This window comes from Methyloceanibacter sp. wino2, assembly GCF_003071365.1.
GTDB lineage: Bacteria > Pseudomonadota > Alphaproteobacteria > Rhizobiales > Methyloligellaceae > Methyloceanibacter.
In genome coordinates this window covers 345,706-365,691 of the sequence record NZ_CP028960.1, presented here as the reverse complement: position 1 = coordinate 365,691, position 19,986 = coordinate 345,706, and the positions used below count along the sequence as shown (strand labels likewise).

Sequence of the window (19,986 nt, the reverse complement as noted above, 5' to 3'; positions counted from 1 at the left end):
ACAAAGCATGTACATTCCCCTTCTAACGCAATCGCCGGCTCGCCGAAGCCCAACCGGGTGTGGACGAGGGCCCCGAGGGCCGGGCACCGCCATTTACGCAAGCCCTAAGGCTGTGAAATAAGGAGATTCGTCGATGTCGAACGCCGCGCTGCGCCTTGTAGAGGCAGGAGGGGAAATGGACAAAGAGAAGGCGCTGGAAGCCGCGATCTCCCAGATCGAGCGGGCTTGCGGCAAGGGCTCCATCATGCGGCTCGGCCAGAACGAGACCGCCGTGGAGGTCGAGTCCATTCCCACGGGCTCTCTCGGGCTCGATATCGCACTTGGCATCGGCGGTCTGCCGCGGGGCCGGGTGGTTGAGATTTACGGACCGGAATCGTCCGGCAAGACGACGCTGGCTCTTCACGTCGTGGCGGAAGCGCAGAAGAAGGGTGGGGTGTGTGCCTTCGTCGATGCGGAGCACGCACTCGACACGGTCTATGCCCGAAAGCTTGGCGTCGATCTCGAGAATGTTCTGATTTCTCAGCCCGACACGGGCGAGCAGGCGCTTGAAATCGCCGACACGCTGGTCCGGTCCGGAGCCATCGACGTTCTAGTCGTGGATTCGGTGGCCGCGTTGACGCCCAAGGCCGAACTTGAGGGCGAGATGGGCGACTCTCTGCCGGGCCTCCAAGCGCGTCTCATGAGTCAAGCCTTGCGGAAGCTGACCGGCTCGATTTCGAAGTCGCGCTGCATGGTCATCTTCATCAACCAGATCCGCATGAAGATCGGTGTGATGTTCGGGTCGCCTGAGACCACGAGCGGCGGCAATGCCTTGAAGTTTTATGCCTCTGTCCGCCTCGATATTCGCCGCATCGGCGCCATCAAGGAGCGGGACGAGGTGGTCGGCAACCAGACGCGGATCAAGGTCGTCAAGAACAAGGTCGCGCCGCCCTTCAAGCAGGTCGAATTCGACATCATGTACGGCGAGGGCGTTTCGAAGATGGGCGAATTGATCGATCTCGGCGTGAAGGCGGGCATCGTCGAGAAATCCGGGTCCTGGTTCTCGTATGACAGCGAGCGCATCGGCCAAGGCCGCGAGAACGCGAAGACCTTCCTGAAGGAGCATCCGGACATGGCCGAGCGGATCGAGCGCGCCATCCGGCAGAGCGCGGGGCTCGTCGCCGAGCAGATGCTGGAAGGCGAGGGGCTCGAGGATAAGGGCGACGACGGTGAGGCGCCGGTCGAGGAGGAGACGGTGACGTCCATTTCGGGCGGCGGCCGCAAGAGCAAGCGCGGCTGAGCATGCCGGATCCGGCCGGGCCGTAAGGGGCCTCCAGGATCCAATCGATCAAAGATCGCGATGGTTGAGGGCGTCCCGGTGTTCCCGGGGCGCCCGCTGCATTTTGGCGCCCATGATTTGGGGCACCCCGTTTCGTTGTGACTGCTGGACAGGGCCGGAGCGAGACCGTATGTCTGCCCCGACCATCTTTCCCGTCGGCGATCGCCGAATGGGAGGTCGTGATGCGGCCGGGCCCGGAGAATCGGTTAGGGTCGGTCGCTGGGTAGGGTCGCAACTCGCAGCAGACACGCGCAGTCGAGAGCCGGTCCGTGCGTCCAGGGAGAGGCGTCAGTCGGGGCCGTCGGCAAAGGTTCTGCGCAGGCGGCTGCTGCAATTTTGGGTGCTGCTGAAGTGAGCGCTGGAAAATCCAAGAAGAGTACGGTCAAGACGGCGGCGAACGCAGCCGCAACCGCGCATGAAGCGCCGTCGCGTGCCAACGAGCTGCGCGCAGCCTTCCTTCAGTATTTCGCGGACAATGACCACGTAGTGGAACCGTCCGCGCCTCTGGTGCCGCGGCACGACCCGACTTTGATGTTCACGAACGCTGGCATGGTGCCGTTCAAGAACGTGTTCACCGGCCAGGAAAAGCCGAGCGCCTTGCGGGCAGCCTCGTCGCAGAAATGCGTGCGCGCCGGCGGCAAGCATAACGATCTGGACAATGTGGGCTACACCGCGCGGCATCACACGTTCTTCGAGATGCTGGGCAATTTCTCCTTCGGCGATTACTTCAAGGAACAAGCGATTGCGCTCGCCTGGGAGTTCCTGACCGGGACGCTGGCGCTGCCGACAGAGAAGCTCCTCGTCACGGTCTATGTAGACGATGACGAGGCCGCTGAACTCTGGAGGAAGATCTCCGGGTTCGGCGATGACAAGATTCTGCGGATCGCCGGATCGGACAATTTCTGGTCGATGGGCGATACGGGCCCCTGCGGGCCCTGTTCGGAGATCTTCTACGATCACGGGGCGCATTTGCCGGGTGGTCCGCCCGGCAGCCCCGATCAGGACGGCGACCGTTTCGTCGAGATCTGGAACCTGGTGTTCATGCAGTTCGAGCAGCAGGCCGACGGCAACCGGATCGACCTGCCGCGCCCCTCGATCGACACGGGGATGGGACTCGAACGTATCGCGGCCGTCATGCAGGGAACTCATGACAATTACGAGATCGATCTGTTCAAGACGCTGATCGCGGCGTCGGTCGATCTTACGGGCGTCCCGGCGCAAGGCGCTGAGGCGCCGAGCCACCGCATCATTGCGGATCACTTGCGGGCGTCGTCCTTTCTGATTGCCGACGGTGTCCTGCCCTCCAACGAGGGGCGTGGCTATGTCCTGCGCCGCATCATGCGCCGGGCCATGCGGCATGCGCATATGCTGGGGGCGAAGGAGCCGTTGCTGCATCGGCTGGTCCCCACCCTCGTGGGTGAGATGGGGCGGGCCTTCCCGGAGTTGCAGCGCGGAGAGGCGCTCATTGACGAAACGCTCAAGCTCGAGGAGACGCGTTTCCGCGAGACTCTCGAGCGGGGCTTGCGTCTGCTCGACGAGGCGCTTGAGGGGCTATCCTCCGGCGACACGCTGTCCGGCGAGGTCGCCTTCAAACTCTACGACACCTACGGCTTCCCTTACGACCTGACGGAAGACGCGCTGAAAGCCAAGGGCATCGGCGTGGACGCGGCCGGCTTTCAGGCGGCGATGGAGCGGCAACGGGCCGAAGCCCGGAAGTCCTGGTCGGGTTCGGGCGAAGCGGCCACGGACAGTCTCTGGTACGAACTCAAGGAAGAGGTCGGCGCGACCGAGTTCCTTGGATACGAGACGGAAGCCGCATCGGGTGAGATCGTGGCGCTGGTGAAAGACGGCGCCCGTGTCGACAAGCTCGAAAAGGGCGACCGCGGTATCGTCATCGTCAATCAGACGCCCTTCTACGCGGAGTCCGGCGGCCAGGTCGGCGACCAAGGGACGTTGTCGATTGGAGACGAAACCGTGTTCGCGGTTTCCGACACGCAGAAGAAATTACATGGCTTGTTCCTCCATGACGGTATCGTGGAGAAGGGGAAGCTGCTGCGCGGTGAGACGGTCTCGCTGTCCGTGGACCACGGACGCCGGACGGCGACGCGCGCGCACCATTCGGCTACCCATCTACTGCACGAAGCCTTGCGTCAGGTCCTCGGAACCCATGTGGCGCAGAAGGGCTCGCTCGTCGAGCCGGGACGGTTGCGGTTCGACTTTTCCCATCCGAAGCCCATGAGCGCGGAAGAGCTTAAGGCCGTCGAGGACTTGGCGAATGCCATGATCCTGCAGAACAGCGCCGTCGAGACGCATCTGATGACGCCGGACGAGGCCATCGCCCGCGGTGCGCTCGCGCTGTTCGGCGAGAAATACGGCGAGGAAGTGCGCGTCGTGTCCATGGGCGTGACCCCGGAAAGCGATAAGGCGGGCCACGCCTATTCCATCGAACTTTGCGGCGGCACCCATGTGGCCCGGACCGGTGACATCGGCCTCCTGAAGATCGTGGGCGAGAGCGCCGTGGCCGCGGGCGTGCGCCGCGTGGAGGCGCTGACCGGCGAGGCCGCGCGCGGGTTCTTAGGCGCGCAGGACAGGCGCGTTCGCGAAGCGGCCGAGATTCTCAAAGTGCCGCCGGACGAGTTGGTCGAGAGGTTGGCAGCGATCGTCGAAGAGCGCCGCAAGTTGGAGCGGCAGCTAACCGATACAAAGCGCGAGCTGGCACTGCGGCCCGAAAGCGGCGGTGCGGCCGGCGGCTCACCTGTCCGGGAGATTGGCGGCACGAAGCTTCTCGCGCGTGTGGTTCATGGCGTCGCGCCGAAGGATTTGCGCGGGCTCGTCGACGAGGCGAAGCAGCAGATCGGTTCGGGTGTCGTCGCGGTGGTCGGCGTGAGCGAGGAAGGGAAGGCCGGGCTTGTTGTCGGTGTCACCGCGGATCTCACGGGCGCACACAGCGCCGTCGATCTCGTGCGCGTGGGAGCGGATATCCTCGGCGGCAAGGGCGGGGGCGGGCGTCCCGATCTGGCCCAGGCCGGTGGTCCCGACGGCGCCAAGGCCGACGCCGCGTTGGAGGCGATCGCCGCGCAGCTCGGGTCCGCGCCCGAGAGCGAGCCGGCGCCCTCGGCCTCCAGGCGCGCTGGACAAGCCTAGGTCATGACCTCGGCCCGCTGGCGCCACTGGCGCCGAAAGGTCCACGAGATTCTGGAACTCGGCGGCGACGTCCATCCGGCCGGATACATCGTCAACGGCTTCATCATCGTCCTGATCGTCGCGAACGCGCTCGCCTTTGCGGCCCAGACGGTCGAAGAACTCGCCACGCGCTACGACGCTTGGTTCCGCGCCTTCAACGTCTTCTCCGTGATGGTGTTCACCATCGAGTATGCGTTGCGCGTCTGGAGTTCTGTCGAGATTCCAGTCCTGTCGCGCATGCCGCCCTGGCGGGCGCGGGCGATCTTCGCCAGCCGCCCGATCATGATCATCGATCTCCTGGCCTTTGCGCCCTGGTATTTGACGTGGCTGTTTCCGGCGGACCTGCGCTTCCTGAGGCTGCTGCGCGTCCTGCGTCTCTTCAGGCTCGCGCGTTTCTCGCCTGCGCTGCAGACGTTGTTCCGCGTGTGCAAGGAGGAGTCCGGGGCGCTGCTGGGCTCGCTCCTCCTGATGCTCATCCTGCTGCTCTTCGCCTCGACCGGAATCTACTTTCTCGAGCGCCATGCACAGCCCGAAGCGTTCGGATCGATTCCCGCCGCGTCCTGGTGGGCCTTGGCCACACTAACGACCGTGGGGTATGGCGACGTCGTTCCCGTCACGCCTCTGGGCAAAATGTTGGGTGGCGTCATGATGCTGCTGAGCGTCGGCATGTTCGCACTGCCCGTGGCCATCATCGCCACGGGGTTCAGCCGAGAATCCGTACGCCATCAGTTCGTGGCCACGTGGTCCATGGTTGCGCGGGTCCCGTTGTTCGAGGACATGAGCCGCGCGGAGCTTGCCGATATCACCAAGGTACTCGATACGCGGAGTTACGAGCCGGGCGTCCCCATCGTCCGGGCCGGCGACGTAGGCGAAAACATGTACATCCTCGCGAGCGGGGAAGCGCGACTTTTGCTCGGCAAAGGTCGGACGGTCATCCTGAAGGAAGGCGACATCTTCGGCGAGATGGCGCTCCTGGAACACCGGCGGCATGAGCACGACGTGATCGCTACGACCCATTGCCGGCTCTACGTGCTCGACAATCGGGCCCTGGCGCGGCTGTCCCGCCGCCACCCGGGCATGCTCGACCGCATTCGCCGTGCGGCGACGGAACAAGACGAAAGCGAAGTGACGCAGACCTAGGCCGCGGCGACGTCTCCGGCCATGGCTACCCGCATGTTCTGGTCGATCTTGTCGATAAAGCCTTCGGTCGAGAGCCAGGCTTGGTCGGCGCCGACGAGCAGAGCCAGATCCTTGGTCATGAAGCCCGACTCGATCGTGTCGACGGAGACGGTCTCGATGGTTTTTGCGAACCGGGCGAGGGCCTCGTTGTTGTCGAGCTTGGCGCGATGCTTCAGCGCGCCGGCCCAGGCGAAGATCGAGGCGGTGGAGTTCGTCGACGTGGCCCGGCCTTCCTGATGCTGGCGGAAATGGCGCGTGACGGTGCCGTGCGCGGCCTCGGCTAGAACCGTGCTTCCATCCGGCGTCATCAGCACCGATGTCATCAGGCCGAGCGACCCGAACCCTTGCGCGACCGTGTCGGACTGCACGTCGCCGTCGTAGTTCTTACAGGCCCACACATAGCCACCCGACCATTTCAGAGCCGCCGCGACCATGTCGTCGATCAGCCGGTGTTCGTAGGTGAGGCCGGCTTTGGCAAACGCGTCCTTGAACTCGGTCTCGAAGACCTCCGCGAACAGATCTTTGAAACGCCCGTCATAGGCTTTGAGGATCGTGTTCTTGGTCGAGAGGTACACCGGCATGTTGCGGCTGAGGCCGTAGTTCATGGAGGCGCGCGCGAAGTCGCGGATCGAACTGTCGAGATTGAACATCCCGAGAGCCACGCCTGAGTCCTCAAACGTATGCACCTCGCGCTCGATGACCTCGCCGTCCTCGCCCTCGAACTTGATGGTCAGCTTGCCCTTGCCCGGAACGCGGAAGTCCTGAGCGCGATAGATGTCGCCATAGGCATGGCGGCCGATCACGATGGGCTTGGTCCAGCCCGGAACGAGGCGCGGCACGTTCTTGCAGATAATGGGCTCGCGGAAGATGACGCCGCCCAGAATGTTACGGATCGTGCCGTTGGGCGAGCGGTACATTCTCTTGAGGTTGAACTCCTCCACGCGCGCTTCGTCTGGCGTGATGGTCGCGCATTTGACGCCGACCCCGAATTCCTTGATTGCGTGCGCGGCGTCGACCGTCACTTGGTCGTCAGTCGCATCGCGGTGTTCGATGCCGAGGTCGAAGGGCACAAGCTCCACATCGAGATACGGCTCGACGAGCTTTTCCTTGATCATGTCCCAAATAACGCGGGTCATCTCATCGCCATGCAAATCGGCGATGGGGTTCTCAACCTTGATCTTGTCCACGCAGCAATCTCCAAAAAATGGGGTGTCGTCCGGGCCCGAAGGCAATGCGCCGCCGCCCATTGCGAGCCGGGGCTCCCTGTAGCATCGTCCGGCCATGATGGAAACAAATGACCCGGTCGGCAAGCCGACGAAAGAGCGCGCCGGCGCCGCACCCCCTTCGATTGTCCTGGTAAAGCCGCAACTCGGCGAGAATATCGGCTTCGCCGCCCGTGCAATGGGTAATTTCGGCTTGCACGATCTGCGGTTGGTTGCACCGCGCGACGGTTGGCCCAACGAGAAGGCTCTTGCCGCCGCAGCGGTGGCTGAACCGATTGCGAGCGCGGCAACGGTCTTCGAGACGCTCGAAGAGGCGCTGGCTGACTGCAACTACGTGGCCGCCACCACGGCGCGGCCGCGCGAGATGATTAAGCCGGTGTTCAGCCCCGAAACGGCGTCGACGACGCTCCGCAGGCGGACGCAATCCGGCGAGCGCTGCGCTGTCATGTTCGGCGGCGAGCGCAACGGTCTCGATAACGACTCGATCGCGTTGGCCGACGCCATCATCACCGCGCCGGTCGATCCGAACTTCGCCTCGCTCAGCCTGCCGCAGGCCGTGTTGCTGTTCTCGTACGAATGGATGAAGAGCGGCAACCCGGAAGCCCTCGGCCGGGCCACGACGTTCGACGGTCCGGCAAGGGAAGGGCTGGCGACGCCGGGGACGGGTCCCGCGAGCCGCGCCTCACTCTTCGGTCTGTTCGAACACATGGAAGGAGCTCTGGACGATGCCGGTTTTTTGCGGCCGCCGGAGAAACGGCCGACCATGGTCCGTTCGATCCGGAACATGTTTCATCGGATGGAGTGCACCGAGCAGGATGTCCGCACATGGCGCGGGATCATCTCTGCGTTCACCAGGCGCCCAACATCATCAAAGGGTTAGCCGCGTCGGGGACCGTCACAGTTCCGCCCCGTTTCTCCTGTTGCGATGACCGTCAACAATGGTAGCTTCCGCCAGAATAATGAGAGGGGCGTCCGATGAGAATTGCGTGGGCAAAGCTTGGTGGTGTGGTTGGTGCTGTCCTAGTGCCGTTGTGCGGAGTGTCGGCCCTTGCGGCTGCACAGACCACTGACGGCCAGCCGGCCATGACGACCCTCGCTGCGGAGGAACTCACACAGCGCAGCAAGCCGGCTCCCCGCCAAGGCGGTGGGTTGAGCGATCGCGGCGTGCGCACGATGTCCATCTACGCGTCCACGCTGATACCCGACCGCGTCAAGGGCCCCGACGGCAACATGGTCGACATCGACAAGTCGGATCCGGCCAAATTCCTGATTCCGATGGACACCGCGCGCCGTGTCATCCAGGCCGCGACGCGGTCCGCCTATGCCGATGTCTGTGATCTGCCCGAGCTCGGCAAGGCGAACTTCCAGACGATGCTGGCAACCGAGCAGGGGAAGCAGAACTGGACTCAGGAGCAAATCGTGATGATCGAGACGTTGCATCTGTTCGCGACGTCGTTCTTTGCCGGCAAGGCTGCCGTACCGATCGAGCCCGATTCGGCCCCTTCGGACTGGCAGAACAAGGTCGTGGAGGAGGGGGACGGCCCGGCGCAGAAATTGGTGCTCCCGCCGCCGCCTGAGTGCCCGCCGGAGCGGAAGGCGCAGGTCGAAGCCGCCATCAACGCCTATGTGGCCTCCGCCGGGGCCCAATAATCGGCGGAAGACCCGCTAAAGGCCCCGAGAGCGGAATTGACATTTTCCGGGTATTCCGTGTAACAGAACGGCTCGGCTCGGCCGTTAAGGGCTGAGTGCGGACCGCCGGACGGATTTGGTGGTCCCAGATCAACCACCATCAATAGGTTTTTACGGCAGACGCGGGCACGTGGACCGCCCGTGGAAAGCCTGATTTGGCTTTGGAGTCTTGACGAATGACGAAACGCATTCACGCCAAGCATAAGATCGATCGCCGGCTTGGCGAGAATATCTGGGGACGGCCCAAGAGCCCCCAGAACAAGCGCGAGTACGGACCTGGCGAGCATGGCCAGCGCCGCCGCGGCAAGCTATCGGATTACGGCCAGCAGCTTCGCGCCAAGCAGAAGCTGAAGGGCTATTACGGCAACATCACCGAGAAGCAGTTTAAGGCCATCTATCACGAGGCCTCGCGCCAGAAGGGCGACACCTCCGAGCGCCTCATCGGCCTGCTCGAGCGCCGTCTCGACGCCGCTGTGTACCGGGCCAAGTTCGTGCCGACGGTCTTCGCCGCGCGCCAGTTCATCTCGCATGGTCATGTGAAAGTGAATGGCCGCCGGGTCACGATCCCCTCCTACCGCTTGAAGGAAGGGGATGTGATCGAGGTGCGCGACAAGTCGAAGGATCTCGGCATGGTGCTGGAAGCTGCTCAGAGCAGCGAGCGCGACGTGCCCGATTATGTCGACGTGGATCACGGGAAGATGGTCGCCACGTTCACGCGTGTGCCGACACTGTCGGACGTTCCTTATCCGGTGATGATGGAACCGAACCTCGTCATCGAATTCTATTCGCGCTAAGCGCGGGACCACATCCAGACGATTTTGCGGCCTGCACCGGGTTCCCGGTGTCAGGCCGTAATCATTTGTGAGGCCGCGATGATCAGGGCGGCCCCTGCGGCGATCAGAACGACGGCGGCTGCCTTCGCCAGACCCTCTCCGAAGGGGGCGAGCTTTTCGATCGCCACGAAGACCGACAAGGCGGCGATCCAAACCAGGTTCATCACCCCGCCGACGAACAGCAGCAGCATGAGGACGGCACAGCAGCCGACGCAGAAGGCGCCGTGTCCCAGCCCCATGCGCCAGGCCCCGGCTGGGCCGGGGCGCCAATGCTGGGCGAGGTAGGCCGCCGGGCCGCGGCAATGCTTAAGGCATGCGGTCTTGAGCGGCGTCAGTTGGTAGATTCCGGCTGCGATGAGGAGCGCGCCCGATAGAACCGCGCTCCGCGAGTTCATCATCATCGTCATCAGCCCCGCCCGCTCCAGTGCGAACTGAATGACGACAGCCAACACGCTGAAAAGAATCCACAAGGTCAGATAGCCGCCAGCGAACGCGATGATGCAAAGCGGGGCCTCTTTTGTATCGGCTTTCGCATCGGCGCGCTGGACCACCTTGGCATAGAGCAGCGCTGTGGGGGCCGCGGAAGGGAGCATCATCGCCACCATCATCACCGCCCACATGACGAAGGCGATCGTCCAGTAATAGGGGATCCAAGGCCAGCTCTCGCCGGCCGGCAGCGTCATGGGCAGCCACCAGCCGCTCATCGCAATGACGCTCATGCCCGTCCCGGCGCCGGCTAGGAGGGCCGCCCACGCCAGAAGGATCAGAACCAGCAGCGCGCCGGCAACGACTGTATTTTCCCGCCGGAGAAGCGCTTCAAGCATGGCAAGCGTGGCCGCCCTAGGCGTGGACAACGCCCTTGTTCGTCAAATGGATGTGGGCGAACTGGCCGTAGCTGTTCACGAGCGACAGCGGCATGGGGCCCTTCGCCGTGGAGGAGCCGCTTCCCATTTCCGCGATCAAGTACTCGAAGCCGTTCGGCAGATCGATGCGGGCCCGGTGCTTTTCGCCGGTAACCGGATTGCGGATCGGCTCTCCCTGCATTTCGACGAAACCGTCGACGCGCACGCTGCCCGTCCGCTCCTCCACGTCAATCTCGATGTGGATGGGCCGAATCTCGGGCGGCAATACCTCGGTGAAGGTCGCCGCGAAGACGTTCCATATGGTCTTGCCCGGCTCGGTGTTTTCGCCGGAAAAAATGGAAAGCAGGGCGTTGCGCTGTTCCTGGCTCGCCCGCTCATCGATGATCAGAAAGGCGGTTCCATTGCCTTCGTGAATAGCCTTGGGCCAGGAAAACATGCCGACCACGTTCAGTCCGCCAAGGTCGACGTCACCGAAGTGACCATCCTCGAAACGGTAGGCGCCTATAGCGTGGCAATCCCCGTGGGTCGGGCGCGCATTGAACTGACAGGGGCAGCCATAGTCGCAGTTACAGTTGATGAATTCGACACCCTTCAACTCCCAGTCGATCATGGCGACGCCTCCCTGATTTGAGCGAAGTTCGTGCAAGAGCGAGCATAGGCCGACCACGGATCGAATCAACTCGGATGGGCAAATAGGTAAGCGTACAGCCGACAGAAAAGCCCGGGAGCCGAAGCTCCCGGGCCGACAAATTCGTCTTGGACGCGGTGCGCCGGCTAGGCCGTCTGCGTGTCCGCGTTGCTGGCGATGCCCTTGTCCTTGAGCATGTCCTGCAGTTCGCCCGCCTGAAACATCTCACGCACGATATCGCAGCCGCCCACGAACTCACCCTTCACGTAAAGCTGGGGGATCGTCGGCCAGTTGGAGAAAGCCTTGACGCCTTCGCGGACGCTCATGTCGTCCAGGACGTTGATGTCTTCGTAGTCGACGCCGAGGTGGTTCAGGATCTGCGCGACCTGCATGGAGAAGCCGCATTGGGGCATCGCCTTCGTGCCCTTCATGAACAGCACGATGTCGTTGTTGGCGATCTGTTTGTTGATCCAGTCGTTGACGGCTTGATCTGTCATTGCTGGTGTCCTCTCTCGAACGTTTATTGCTGGGGGGCGGAAGTCTTCAGAGCGAGCGCATGCAGCACGTCGCCCATATTGCCCTTGAGGGCGTCATAGACCATCTGGTGCTGCTGCACGCGGGACTTACCGCGAAACTCTTCGGATTCGACGGACGCCGCATAGTGGTCGCCGTCGCCAGCCAGGTCTTCGATTTCAATCTTCGCGTCGGGAAAGCGCTCGAGAATCAGGCGCTCGATATCCGTGGCGGCCATCGCCATTTCAGTCACTCCTAATCTAGGGTCCACACCAATTTAGCGCCGGACCTCGATCTTATCCCCGCGTCATAAAGCGCGGCAACCAATCTTCATAGGCGGCGCGCAGCATGCCGAGCGGCAGAGGCGCTTCGCCGGGCAGCGTCATCGTGTCGGTACCGACGGTGCCGATCACCCGGACGGGCACGCTGTAGACGGCTGCGACATCCTTGATCGTGTCGACCTTGTCGGGCGTTGCCGTGACCACGTAGCGGCCCTGGTCCTCGCCGAACCAGATCGCGTGCGCCGGGATGCCCTCAGGAGGCGCTTCCAAAGCCACGCCGCGTTTTCCGGCCATCGCCATTTCGGCGAGCGCCACCAGCAGACCGCCATCGCTGACGTCGTGGACCGCGTTGACCGTGTCGGCCTTGATCAGCCCGCGGACCAGGTCGCCGATCACGCGTTCGCTGGCAAGGTCTACGGGCGGCGGGGCGCCGTCCAGGCGATCTTCCATAACGGACATATAGATCGATTGGCCGAGATGACCAGTCTCGAGGCCAAGCAGCAGGATCACATCCCCGTCAGCCTTCAGCGCCATATCCGCCATATCGGCGATATTGGCGATCAACCCGACGCCGCCCACAGCCGGGGTGGGGGGATCGCGACGCCGTTGGTCTCGTTGTAAAGGGACACGTTGCCCGACACGACCGGGAAATGGAAAACCTTGCACGCTTCCGCCATGCCTTCGATGGCGCCAACGAATTCACCCATGATTTCGGGGCGTTCGGGATTGCCGAAATTCAGGCAGTCGGTGATGGCGAGCGGCTTGGCCCCCGTCGCGGTGAGATTCCGCCAGCATTCGGCCACCGCCTGCTTGCCGCCTTCATACGGGTCGGCGGCGCAATAGCGCGGGGTCACGTCGCAAGAGACCGCGAGGCCCTTGTCGGTCCCGTGTACGCGGACGACGCCGGCATCGCCGCCTGGGCGCTGCACCGTGTCACCCATGACCATGTGGTCGTATTGCTCGTAGATCCAACGCCGGGACGACAGATGCGGTGAGCCGAGCAGGCGCTCCAGCGCGCTCAAGATGCTGGGCGGGGCCGTGACGTCTTCGGCCGCGATGGTGGGCAGCGGCTCACGCTTCTCGTACGGCCGCGCGTAGATGGGCGCTGCGTGCGCCAGCGCGGGCAGGGGAATGTCCGCTTCCACCACGCCGTTGTGGTGCGCCACGAAATGACCGGTGTCTGTCGTCTTGCCGATGACGGCGAAGTCGAGCTCCCACTTCTTGAAGATGCGTTCGGCCACGGGCTCGGAGCCGGGCTTCAGCACCATCAGCATGCGTTCCTGGCTCTCTGACAGGAGCATCTCGTAAGCGGTCATGCCCTCTTCGCGCATGGGCACGAGATCGAGATCGAGATCGATGCCGACGCCGCCTTTGTCCGCCATCTCGACGGACGAGGATGTCAGGCCCGCCGCACCCATGTCCTGGATGGCGATGATGACGTCCTCGTTCATCAGTTCGAGGCAGGCTTCGAGCAGCAGCTTCTCCGTGAAGGGATCGCCGACCTGGACGGTCGGGCGCTTCTCCTCGGAGCTCTCGTCGAACTCGGCCGAGGCCATGGTGGCGCCGTGGATGCCGTCGCGGCCCGTCTTGGAGCCCACATAGACGACGGGAAGGCCGACGCCTTTCGCGGCGGATTTGAAGATGCGGTTCGCATCGACAAGTCCGACGCACATGGCGTTGACCAGGATGTTGTCGTTGTAGCGGGGGTCGAAATTGGTCTCGCCGCCGATCGTCGGCACACCCATGCAATTGCCGTAGTCGCCGATGCCGGAGACGACGCCGGCAACCAGGTGCCGCGTCTTGGGATGGCTCGGGCTGCCGAAGCGCAGCGCGTTCATGTTGGCGACGGGCCGCGCGCCCATGGTGAAGACATCGCGCATGATGCCGCCGACACCCGTGGCCGCGCCCTGATAGGGCTCGATATAGGAGGGGTGGTTGTGGCTCTCCATCTTGAAGACGGCAGCCTGCCCGTCCCCGAGGCTGACCACGCCGGCGTTCTCGCCCGGACCCTGGATTACTTGCGGGCCCGACGTGGGCAGCTTCTTCAGCCAGACGCGCGAGGACTTGTAAGAGCAGTGCTCCGACCACATGACGGAGAACACACCCAGCTCCGTCAGCGTGGGCTCCCGCCCCAGCTCCTTCAGAAGACGCTCGTACTCCTCCGGGCTGATGCCGTGTTCGGCAACGAGCTCTTCGGAGAGTCCCGGCGTCTCGGGCTTCACGTCTGCCGCCCCGCTCAATGGAGAGTCTCCACGAGAGAGGAGAACATCTTGGCGCCGTCCGTGCCGGACTGGGCCGGATCGATGAGCCGCTCCGGATGGGGCATCATGCCGAGCACGGTGCCGGTGTCGTTGTAGATGCCGGCGATATTGCCCGTCGAGCCATTGGGATTGGCTGCCTCGGTGATCGCGCCATCCTCTTCGCAGTAGCGGAACGCGATGCGGCCCTCGTTCTCCAGGAGATAGAGCGTGCCCGGATCGGCGAAATAGCAGCCGTCCTTATGAGCGATCGGGATGCGCACCACTTCGTCCTTCTTGTAATGGCTGGCGAATGCCGTGTCGTCGCGCTCGACGCGCAGGCGGACATCCTTGCAGATAAAGCGCAGGGTCGCGTTGCGCATCAGCACGCCCGGAAGAAGTCCCGCCTCGGTGAGGACCTGGAAGCCGTTGCAGATGCCGAGCACCGGCGTACCGGCCTCGGCCCGGCGCACGACCTCGCGCATGATCGGCGAATGCGCCGCCATGGCACCGGAGCGCAAATAGTCGCCGTAGGAGAACCCGCCAGGGAGCAGGATCAGATCGCTCTTCGGCAGCTCGGAGTCGCCGTGCCACACCATCTTGGGCGCGGCGCCCATGGCGCGCTCCAAGGCGACAGCCGCGTCGCGGTCGCAATTCGATCCCGGAAAAACGATGACGCTGGCTTTCATGAGTCTCGAAGGGCCTCGCTTCTGGCGGAGAAGGTCTCCATTGCGCGCGAGGCGCGCCGGTTACGCCGCCTCGAGCTCATAGGCATAGTTCTCAATGATGGTGTTTGCGAGAAGCTGCTTGCACATCCGCTCGATTTCTTCGCGGGCGCGGGTCGGATCGCTCTCGGCGACTTCGACCTCGATGAACTTACCCTGCCGGACGCCCTCGACGCCGCCGAAGCCCAAGGCATGCAACGCCCCTTCGATGGCCTTGCCTTGCGGATCGAGCACGCCGGGTTTGAGCGTGATGGTGATGCGTGCCTTCATGGCTTCCTTCTCAAGTCTTCGGGCTTGCTCTCGCGACGCCTATTTGGATTGGACCAGGACGGGACCGCTGCGGCCGGGCGTCGGGTTCTCGGTATGCAGGCCAAGCCGCCGAGCGACTTCCTGATAGGCTTCGACCAGCCCGCCCATGTCGCGGCGGAAGCGATCCTTGTCGAGCTTGTCCTGGGTGTCGACGTCCCAGAGGCGGCAGCAGTCCGGCGAGATCTCGTCGGCCAGCACGACACGCATCTGCTCGCCTTCCCACAGACGCCCGAACTCGACCTTGAAGTCGACGAGGCGGATGCCGACGCCGAGGAACAGGCCCGTCAGGAAGTCGTTGATGCGCAGCGCGAGCGACATGATGTCGTCGAGCTCCGGCGGCGAAGCCCAGCCGAAGGCGGTGATGTGCTCTTCGGAGACCATCGGGTCGTCCAACTCGTCGGCCTTGTAGTAGAACTCGACGATCGAGCGGGGCAGGGTGGTCCCTTCCTCCAGCCCTAAGCGCTTGGACAGCGAGCCCGCGGCCACATTGCGGATCACCACTTCGAGCGGAATGATCTCGACCTCGCGAATGAGCTGCTCGCGCATGTTCAGGCGCTTGATGAAATGGGTGGGCACACCGATCTCGTTCAGCCGCTCGAAGATGTACTCGGAGATACGGTTGTTGAGGACGCCCTTGCCCTCGATACAGTCGTGCTTCTTGTTGTTGAAGGCGGTCGCGTCGTCCTTGAAATGCTGGATGAGCGTGCCGGGCTCCGGCCCTTCGTAAAGGATTTTGGCCTTGCCTTCGTAAACGCGCCGGCGACGGTTCATTTTCTTGTCCTCACTGAGCTGTTCACGACTGTCAAACGCCGAACGCGCGCAAAACGGGATAACCCCAATGCCGCGCGCCACGTCTCAAATCGCCATCGCTGGAATCGATCTAGAAATCTCGTATGGAGACTAGCCTATGGCGCGAGGGGTACAACGGGCCGGGGGGCGGCGCAATGGCTTTCAGGGCCTCGCGGGATTTGTTGATTTGCACTGCTTTCTTGGGTATCACCCGCCCTTGAAAGCAGGGTTTCCCCCCATAATTGTTACAGACGGCGCCCCGTGTTTGGCGGGGCTTTGGAGGCAGCGCCGATGACGAGCTTTAACGATCGCGAAAAGAGCTACGAGAAGAAATTCGCCCTCGACGAGGAGTTGCAGTTCAAGTCCACAGCCCGCCGGAACAAGCTCCTGGGCCTCTGGGCCGCTGAAAAGATGGGGCTTTCGGGAGACGATGCCCAAGCCTACGCCCGCGAAGTGGTGAAGGCCGACTTGGAAGAGCCAGGCGAAGAAGACGTTTTCCGCAAGATCCGGGGCGATTTCGACGGCAAAGAGATCGAGCAGTCCGACCACCAGATCCGCCGCGCCATGGCGGACCTCATGGTCGAGGCGGTGCGGCAAATCGAAGCCGAAGCCAAGGCGTAAGACTTCTCGGGTCCGGCAGGGCCCCTCGAGACCCGGTCCGGACCCGAATAGGGCCCCAGGGAGGGAGCTATGGCCAAGGACCTTTTCCGCAGCGCGGCCCGGAAGAAGCAGACGCTCTTCAACGCCTGGCTGATGATGAACAACCCGCTCGCCGTCGAGTTGATCGGCGAAGCGGGCTGGGATTGCGTCACCATCGACCAGCAGCATGGCGCCGGCGGCAACGAGACCATGCTGTCTTGCCTGACGGCGGCGAAGGCGGCGGGGCTGCCTGCGATCGTCCGCGTCGCCAACAACGATCCCGGCCTTGTGGGCCGGGCGCTGGATGCGGGCGCGCAAGGGGTCATGTGCCCGCTGATCGAGAACGTGGCCGAGGCGGAGGCCTTCGTTCAGGCGGTGAAGTATCCGCCCCGAGGCAACCGCAGCTGGGGACCATATCGGGCCAAGATCGGGGTCGCGGGCGACTATTTCACGACCGCCAACCGCTTCACGATCGCCTGCCCGCAAATCGAGACCAAAGGCGCTCTCGATGACCTCGATGCCATCCTCGGCCTCAAAGGCGTGGACATGGTCTGTTTCGGTCCGAACGATCTCTCCGTGGCGCTCACGGGGCGCATCGATATCTGGGCAAAGGAAGTCCAGGAGGCGATGAAACAGGTCCTGGCCAAGGCGCGCGAGCATGGCGTCATGACGCTCATCTTCTGCAACGACATCGACTTCGCGAAGCCCCGCATCAAGGAAGGCTGGGACGTCGTCGCCATCGGCACCGACACCGGCTGGCTCGCTTCGGCGGCTGCGGCCACTCTGGCGGCGGTTGAATCAACCTCTTAGGCGCCCCGCGCCAACCGCCTCAAAGGATTCGCAGAATCACGAGGGCGGCGCTCTGCGCCGACCGTTGCATCCTTGCACCAGGGCGCGCGCCATAATGTCCTTGAAGCCACGACGAAGGCTGAATTCCCCAGAGTCCTATGCCACTATACCGGCTTGAGACTCGCCTGGTGTGCGAGCGGAATGGGTGGATTGAATGGGCTACTTGCGGACCGTCATTGCTGGATTGATTGGCCTCGTGCTGGGGGCGGGCGTGTTGGCTATGGACACGGCCCAAGCGACCGAGGCTGCCACGGCGACGGCTCTGAACCTGCGCGATGGTCCCGGTACCGGCTATGCCAAGATCGCCACGATGCCCGCCGGTTCGCCGGTCAAGGTCAAGGGCTGCCGTGACGGCTGGTGCGGCGTGATCTGGCGCGGGCGGAAGGGCTATGCCAGCCAGCGCGGCTTGGCGCTCGGCTATGCGGATTACGCGGAACTGGTTGAGCCCGAGGTCTGGCCGATCTTCCCGGCCTATCCCTACCGGTCCGGCTATTACTCGAAAGCCGACTGGTATTTCGACATGCCGCCTTACACGGCCATCTCACCCAAATTCTATCGCAAGCGGTTTCTCATGATGGCGCAGGAGCGGGACCGCTACCGCTACGTGCCGAATATTTTCCGCGGGGGCAGCGGCTACTACGACGACACCCCGATCGGATACGTCAACACGCAGGCCGCCGCCGCGGCCCTGCGGGATCCCGAGTAGCACCGTAACGAGACGGCAACGAAGGCGTTCTTAATCCGCGAATACGCGGGCGAAGAGGTCCTCGACGTGCTTGGTGTGATAGCCGAGATCGAACTGGTCGCGGATCGTGTCTTCCGACAGCGCTGCGGTGACATCCGGGTCCGACAGGAGCTCGGTCAGGAAGTCCTTGTTCTCCTGCCAGACCTTCATCGCATTGCGTTGAACGAGCCGATAGGCGTCCTCGCGCGACACGCCCGCATTGGTCAGTGCCAGCAGCACGCGTTGCGAATGAATGAGGCCGCCGAGCCGGTCCATATTGGCCTGCATGCGCTCGGGGTAAACCACCAGCCCCTCGATCACGCCTGTTAGCCGCGCCAGCGCGAAGTCGAGGGTGACCGTGGCGTCAGGCCCGATCATGCGCTCGACCGAGGAGTGCGAGATATCCCGCTCATGCCATAGCGCCACGTTCTCCATGGCGGGAATGGTATAGCCGCGCACGATGCGGGCGAGCCCGGTCAAATTCTCCGACAGCACCGGGTTGCGCTTATGGGGCATGGCGGACGAGCCCTTCTGCCCCGCCGAGAAGTACTCCTCGGCTTCCAGCACCTCGGTGCGCTGCAAATGCCGGATCTCGGTGGCAACGCGCTCGACCGAACTCGCGATCACCGCGAGCGTGGAGAAGAACGCCGCGTGGCGATCCCTTGGGATCACCTGGGTCGAGATCGGCTCGGGCCGTAGCCCGAGTTTGTCGGCCACATAGGCTTCGACGCGCGGGTCCACATGGGCGAACGTGCCGACGGCGCCCGAAATGGCGCAAGTCGCGACTTCCTCGCGGGCGCGGACCATGCGTTCGCGATTGCGGGCGAATTCGGCATAGGCCTGGGCCAGCTTCAACCCGAACGTCGTGGGCTCGGCATGAATGCCGTGGCTGCGGCCGACCGTGACTGTGTCCTTGTGCTCGTAAGCGCGTTTCTTGAGGGCCGCGAGCAGCCCATCGAGATCGGCAATGAGAATGTCCGCCGCTTCCGTGAGCTGCACGTTGAAGCAGGTGTCGAGCACGTCGGAGGAGGTGAGACCGGCGTGGAGGAACCGCGCCTCGGGCCCCACGTGTTCGGCGACCGAGGTGAGGAAGGCGATCACGTCATGCTTCACTTCACGCTCGATCTCGTCGATCCGGTCGATGTCGAACCCGCCGCGCGCCTTGGCGGCTTCGGCGGCCTCTTTCGGAATGAGGCCGAGCTCGGCCATGGCCTCGGCCGCCGTGACCTCGATCTTGAGCCAGATGCGGAATTTGTTCTCGGGCTCCCAGATGTCCGTCATCTGGGAGCGGCTGTAGCGCGGAATCATAAAGGTTCAGGCCTTTCTCAGGCGCCTACTGCCGCCCATGGAGGGCGGCAGTAGGGCCGAGTGCTTACGTCTTAGAGCTCAACCGTCCGAGGCTCGCGGATGCCGAACAGCGCGATGTAGACCGCGGCCCCGACCGCAAGCGCCATGAAGCCCAGGCGCGGCGGAAGCAGCATGTCGAGCAGGAACGTATAGAAGTCATTGAGCGAAGAGGCATAAAGGCCGGCGAGCGACCAGTCCACCTGGCTCGGATAGATTGCGTGGATATAGGCGAAGCGCAGGAAGCCGCCGAAGCTGCAGAAGGCCACCAGGAAGATGAATAGGGCGAACAGCATCCGGATCAAGAAACCGCGATGGGCCACGAAGCGCTGGCACCACCAGGCCACTAGGGCCGCCAGCAATCCGGCGAAGCCGACAATGCGAACCGAGTGCTGGGTCTGCTCGTTGACGAGACTGGTGTTCATGTAGTCCCCGACCATCAGGGCCCACGTGGACACACCAATCACGATGGCGAACGCCGCCGCGAGAATGAACCCGACCACCTTGCTGAATGTTAGCTTTTCCATTGCAGCTTCCCCTCCAACCGCTCGATTGCAGGGGGAATATGCAAGGGAAACGGCTGGACTGCAATGGATGCGCGCACCCAGGCTTGCCGCGATTTGCGCTTTGTGGTCCGATCCGCCCCCGAGACAAGAGAAA

General features: G+C 63.5%; 19 protein-coding genes and 1 pseudogene. 9 read left to right on the top strand and 11 right to left on the bottom strand.

All coding sequences use genetic code 11. The features are described 5' to 3' along the window. The first annotated feature begins 133 nt into the window (after positions 1-133). The 3 genes from recA to DCY11_RS01745 all read left to right on the top strand — a co-directional run bounded on the left by recA (position 134) and on the right by DCY11_RS01745 (position 5,641). Positions 134-1,279: a recombinase RecA gene (gene recA, locus DCY11_RS01755; protein WP_108680938.1), complete on the top strand. Its 1,146-nt coding sequence runs from the start codon at positions 134-136 to the stop codon at positions 1,277-1,279. Between the two features lie 480 nt (positions 1,280-1,759). Then, positions 1,760-4,462 (top strand): alanine--tRNA ligase, encoded by a 2,703-nt coding sequence (gene alaS, locus DCY11_RS01750; protein ID WP_245409540.1) that lies wholly within the window; start codon positions 1,760-1,762, stop codon positions 4,460-4,462. A 3-nt stretch (positions 4,463-4,465) separates the two neighbouring features. Beyond that, the gene (locus tag DCY11_RS01745; protein ID WP_108680934.1) at positions 4,466-5,641 is read left to right on the top strand and encodes a cyclic nucleotide-gated ion channel; all 1,176 of its coding nucleotides are present in this window, start codon (positions 4,466-4,468) and stop codon (positions 5,639-5,641) included. On the opposite strand, the gene DCY11_RS01740 is transcribed toward DCY11_RS01745, so the two are convergent. Then, a complete protein-coding gene (locus DCY11_RS01740) occupies positions 5,638-6,867 on the bottom strand; it encodes an NADP-dependent isocitrate dehydrogenase (protein WP_108680932.1) in 1,230 nt (409 codons plus the stop codon). The genes DCY11_RS01745 and DCY11_RS01740 overlap by 4 nt on opposite strands. Positions 6,868-6,961: 94 nt before the next feature. Here DCY11_RS01740 and DCY11_RS01735 point away from each other — a divergent pair, with 94 nt between their 5' ends. From DCY11_RS01735 to rpsD, 3 genes are all read left to right on the top strand, one after another. Further along, positions 6,962-7,783 (top strand): RNA methyltransferase, encoded by an 822-nt coding sequence (locus tag DCY11_RS01735; RefSeq protein WP_245409422.1) that lies wholly within the window; start codon positions 6,962-6,964, stop codon positions 7,781-7,783. Positions 7,784-7,986: 203 nt separating this feature from the next. Next, positions 7,987-8,553 carry a hypothetical protein gene (locus DCY11_RS01730; protein ID WP_108680930.1) on the top strand — a complete coding sequence of 189 codons (567 nt, stop codon included), beginning with the start codon at positions 7,987-7,989 and terminating at the stop codon, positions 8,551-8,553. Between the two features lie 215 nt (positions 8,554-8,768). Then, a complete protein-coding gene (gene rpsD / locus DCY11_RS01725) occupies positions 8,769-9,386 on the top strand; it encodes a 30S ribosomal protein S4 (RefSeq protein ID WP_045366540.1) in 618 nt (205 codons plus the stop codon). A gap of 50 nt (positions 9,387-9,436) precedes the next feature. Here the strand turns inward: rpsD and DCY11_RS01720 are convergent, their stop codons facing one another. The 8 genes and pseudogenes from DCY11_RS01720 to purC form a co-directional block, all read right to left on the bottom strand. Next, positions 9,437-10,249, bottom strand: a complete 813-nt coding sequence (locus DCY11_RS01720) for a DUF2182 domain-containing protein (RefSeq protein WP_108680928.1) — start codon at positions 10,247-10,249, stop codon at positions 9,437-9,439. Between the two features lie 16 nt (positions 10,250-10,265). Next, positions 10,266-10,898: a DUF1326 domain-containing protein gene (locus tag DCY11_RS01715; RefSeq protein ID WP_108680926.1), complete on the bottom strand. Its 633-nt coding sequence runs from the start codon at positions 10,896-10,898 to the stop codon at positions 10,266-10,268. A gap of 164 nt (positions 10,899-11,062) precedes the next feature. Continuing rightward, complete coding sequence (gene grxD, locus DCY11_RS01710; protein ID WP_069445266.1) at positions 11,063-11,413, bottom strand: Grx4 family monothiol glutaredoxin; 351 nt, start codon at positions 11,411-11,413, stop codon at positions 11,063-11,065. Positions 11,414-11,436: 23 nt separating this feature from the next. Beyond that, a complete protein-coding gene (locus DCY11_RS01705) occupies positions 11,437-11,673 on the bottom strand; it encodes a BolA/IbaG family iron-sulfur metabolism protein (RefSeq protein ID WP_069445267.1) in 237 nt (78 codons plus the stop codon). 52 nt (positions 11,674-11,725) lie between these two features. Beyond that, positions 11,726-13,932, bottom strand: a pseudogene (gene purL / locus DCY11_RS01700) (phosphoribosylformylglycinamidine synthase subunit PurL). A 14-nt stretch (positions 13,933-13,946) separates the two neighbouring features. Then, on the bottom strand, positions 13,947-14,636 hold the full coding sequence (gene purQ, locus DCY11_RS01695) for a phosphoribosylformylglycinamidine synthase subunit PurQ (protein WP_108680924.1): 690 nt from the start codon (positions 14,634-14,636) through the stop codon (positions 13,947-13,949). 60 nt (positions 14,637-14,696) lie between these two features. Continuing rightward, a complete protein-coding gene (gene purS, locus DCY11_RS01690) occupies positions 14,697-14,942 on the bottom strand; it encodes a phosphoribosylformylglycinamidine synthase subunit PurS (RefSeq protein WP_045366549.1) in 246 nt (81 codons plus the stop codon). A gap of 39 nt (positions 14,943-14,981) precedes the next feature. After that, positions 14,982-15,752: a phosphoribosylaminoimidazolesuccinocarboxamide synthase gene (purC, locus tag DCY11_RS01685; protein WP_108680922.1), complete on the bottom strand. Its 771-nt coding sequence runs from the start codon at positions 15,750-15,752 to the stop codon at positions 14,982-14,984. A gap of 309 nt (positions 15,753-16,061) precedes the next feature. Between purC and DCY11_RS01680 the strand changes: the two genes are divergently transcribed. The 3 genes from DCY11_RS01680 to DCY11_RS01670 all read left to right on the top strand — a co-directional run bounded on the left by DCY11_RS01680 (position 16,062) and on the right by DCY11_RS01670 (position 17,964). After that, positions 16,062-16,391: a DUF1476 domain-containing protein gene (locus DCY11_RS01680; protein ID WP_069445271.1), complete on the top strand. Its 330-nt coding sequence runs from the start codon at positions 16,062-16,064 to the stop codon at positions 16,389-16,391. A gap of 69 nt (positions 16,392-16,460) precedes the next feature. Then, positions 16,461-17,219, top strand: coding sequence for an HpcH/HpaI aldolase/citrate lyase family protein (locus DCY11_RS01675; RefSeq protein ID WP_108680920.1), 759 nt, complete (start codon positions 16,461-16,463; stop codon positions 17,217-17,219). A gap of 193 nt (positions 17,220-17,412) precedes the next feature. After that, positions 17,413-17,964 carry an SH3 domain-containing protein gene (locus DCY11_RS01670; RefSeq protein WP_108680918.1) on the top strand — a complete coding sequence of 184 codons (552 nt, stop codon included), beginning with the start codon at positions 17,413-17,415 and terminating at the stop codon, positions 17,962-17,964. A 30-nt stretch (positions 17,965-17,994) separates the two neighbouring features. On the opposite strand, the gene purB is transcribed toward DCY11_RS01670, so the two are convergent. Both purB and DCY11_RS01660 read right to left on the bottom strand, forming a co-directional pair. Beyond that, on the bottom strand, positions 17,995-19,290 hold the full coding sequence (purB, locus tag DCY11_RS01665) for an adenylosuccinate lyase (protein WP_108680916.1): 1,296 nt from the start codon (positions 19,288-19,290) through the stop codon (positions 17,995-17,997). Positions 19,291-19,361: 71 nt separating this feature from the next. Further along, the gene (locus DCY11_RS01660) at positions 19,362-19,853 is read right to left on the bottom strand and encodes a hypothetical protein (RefSeq protein ID WP_108680914.1); all 492 of its coding nucleotides are present in this window, start codon (positions 19,851-19,853) and stop codon (positions 19,362-19,364) included. Positions 19,854-19,986 lie beyond the last annotated feature (133 nt).